Source organism: Roseinatronobacter ekhonensis, from assembly GCF_900499075.1.
Taxonomy (GTDB): Bacteria; Pseudomonadota; Alphaproteobacteria; order Rhodobacterales; family Rhodobacteraceae; genus Roseinatronobacter; species Roseinatronobacter ekhonensis.
Window position 1 is genome coordinate 1 of the sequence record NZ_UIHC01000124.1, and the last position, 2,755, is coordinate 2,755.

Consider the following 2,755-nt stretch of genomic DNA (forward strand, 5'->3'; position numbering starts at 1 on the left):
GCGCTCGACAAACGCACCCCAGACGCGGCATACTTCGAGCAAGCAGAGATACGAAAAGCGGCATGAACATAAATCTGATGCATCTTAGACAAGCCGCAAACCTGTCCTAAAAAGCAGGACCACTTCAGTCGCTCGAAAAATCCACCATCGAGTTTGTCCTTACCCGACACGAGCAGGCCGCCGCATTTATGGCAGAAATCCACGGCAGGCTGACGGGCGAGGTTGGCGTCTGTCTGGGCACGCTGGGACCGGGGGCGACCAATCTGATCACTGGCGTCGCTGATGGCAACATGGACCGCGCGCCTATCCTTGCGATCACCGGTCAGGGGGCTTTAACCCGACAACACAAGGAAAGCCATCAGGTGATGGATGTGGTCGGACTATTCCGCCCCGTCACCAAATGGTCCTGCGCAGTCAATCACGCCGACAACATTCCTGAAATTGTGCATAAGGCGATAAAGCTGGCTGTGGTCGAAAAACCGGGGGCGACCCATATCGAACTGCCGGAAGATATTGCGGCCAACGAGACCGATGCTCGTCCGATGCGGCCTGGACGACCTCGCCGCCCGGTGCCGGAAAACAAGATCATGGACGAGGTGTGGGAACGGATACGCAGCGCCAAGAGCCCATTGATAATCGCGGGAAACGGGGCAATCCGCACCAGCGTCAGCGAACAGCTCTGTCAATTCTGCCATGCGACCGGGATCGGTGTATTGATGACGTTCATGGCAAAGGGCGCCGTTGACATGGACAGCGAACACTGTCTGTTTACCATCGGCATGGGGCAACGCGACTATCCACAGTCGGCGATCGATGCGGCCGATCTGATCATCACTGTGGGCTACGATCTGGTCGAGTACGGCCCAGAAAAATGGAATGCCGAGGGAGCGCGCGACATTATCCACATGGATTTCCTTCCCGCCGAGAGCGATTGCAACTACCAGCCTCAGATCGAAGTTGTGGGCGATCTGTCCCATGGAATTGAGATGTTGAACGCCCGCGTGGCGCGGGACGGCACACCTGAATTCGACTTTGCATCGCAGGCCAAGCTGCGTCGGAAGATGCTGGAGGAATTTGCAGAGCATGACGATGATGACACCAAGGGATCAATCCGCCCCCAAAAGGCCATCGCTGATGTGCGCGCTGTTCTGGGGCCGCATGACATTCTGTTGTCTGGCGTTGGGGCTCACAAGATGTGGGTTGCCCGCCACTACCAATGCCATGAACCCGGCACTTGCCTGATTTCAAATGGATTTTGCTCGATGGGTATGCCACTTCCCGGGGCGATATCGGCTAAACTGTCAAGGCCGGACGCAAAAATCCTTGCCGTGGTTGGCGATGGGGATGTGATGATGAATGTGCAGGAGATGGAAACCGCAAGTCGCCTCAGTTCCGACATCACGGTGCTGGTTTGGGAAGATCACGCTTATGGGTTGATCGCGTGGAAGCAGCAGCAAGAGTTCGGGCACCACACGGATCTGTCGTTCACCAACCCCGATTGGCTGGGACTTTGTGCCTCGATGGGGTGGCAAGGCGAACGCTGTGAAGATGCGGCAGACCTGCAAGATGCATTGAATCGGGCATTGACACATAAAGGGCCCGCGATGGTGGTGATCCCGATCGACTACCGCGAGAACATGATGCTGACCGAGCGGTTCGGCAAAATCGAAACAACATTCTGAATGCACAAAGGGCAAGAGAGTGCCGAGACGGCAGCGCGCGCCGTGAGGTCGCGCTGGTCAGATTGGGTGGCGCAATGCGCCTGACGAAATGCAACGACCGCTTGGTCTTCGTAAAGGTCTTGCGCGGCGGCGCGTAATATATCGCGCACCACGGATGTGTATTTGAAGGTATATTCGACATACCAGCCGGGTTTCGACTGGCCGCTCTTACAGCAAGCGATGAAATCGCGACTGTCATCAAAAGGGCTTCCGGGGGGCGTTTGCGGAAGGGGGCGAAATGATACTCTAAACACTGTTCGGGTTAGCAGCTGTTCGTAGCCTGTCGCGGCGAATGACCAAAACAGCCGATTTTGTTCTCTAATCTGTCAAAACGCTTTCTCATTTTGCCGGCGGTTTAAAGTCTGAGGTTGCCTTGGTTCGCGGTCGGTTCGAACCGGTTCGAGCGGGGTACAAGGGCGCGGCTGAACGGGGGCGTGCCATTGTCAAGCTGGGCGTCCGAATACATCAACTTCTGATGCTGCAACACTGCTCCGAAGCGGAACCTCTACCGATACCAACACCTTCCGGCGACCAAAGCGGCTCAACTCTAGCGGATGAAGTCTGGACGCCGCTCTCGCCCGCCGATTTATCATCGCCCGAAGGCCAACTGTCATTCGCCTCATTTTCGGAGACGACGGGTGGCATCGCCACAATTCCATGACGCCTACAATAGGTTAGACGACAGGGGACTGATCGATGTTAGGTCTCTGCTGCCACTTCCGTGATCAGATGTACTAAGGGCGGTGGCAACTGACTGGCAGCGAAATTCTGTTGGAGTTCCAAATAAACGCAATCACGAGGAGACGGATCATGGAACAAGTTCAGCAGTATCGCGGCAACATTGGGATTTTTGGAATACTTGTGCTGGCATTGATGGCGCTCGGCGGAGTTGTTCTGTTTCTTGGTGGCGGTGTTTGTCAAAGAAGTTGTCCGCCGCTTTCAAGCGGCGTCTCTGATTTCAGGGGCGCTGATTTCGGTTTCGGGGTTGAGCCAGACGGGTCCGGCGGGTTGCCAGTTGCGGGTTTTGCCTGACC

The 2,755-nt window shown here is 56.1% G+C and carries 1 protein-coding gene and 1 pseudogene; both read left to right on the top strand.

Features of this window, described 5'->3' with window-relative positions; translation table 11 throughout:
• Positions 1 to 134: 134 nt before the first annotated feature.
• A pseudogene (locus ROE7235_RS19205) lies at positions 135 to 1,682 on the top strand (acetolactate synthase large subunit); the annotation flags it as partial.
• Between the two features lie 849 nt (positions 1,683 to 2,531).
• Complete coding sequence (locus tag ROE7235_RS20330) at positions 2,532 to 2,753, top strand: hypothetical protein (RefSeq protein WP_183073597.1); 222 nt, start codon at positions 2,532 to 2,534, stop codon at positions 2,751 to 2,753.
• The last annotated feature ends 2 nt before the right edge of the window (positions 2,754 to 2,755 follow it).

Coding starts and splice junctions, on each gene's coding strand:
- ROE7235_RS20330 (WP_183073597.1), top strand. CDS start 2,532: ATGGAACAAGTTCAGCAGTATCGCGGCAACATTGGGATTTTTGGAATA.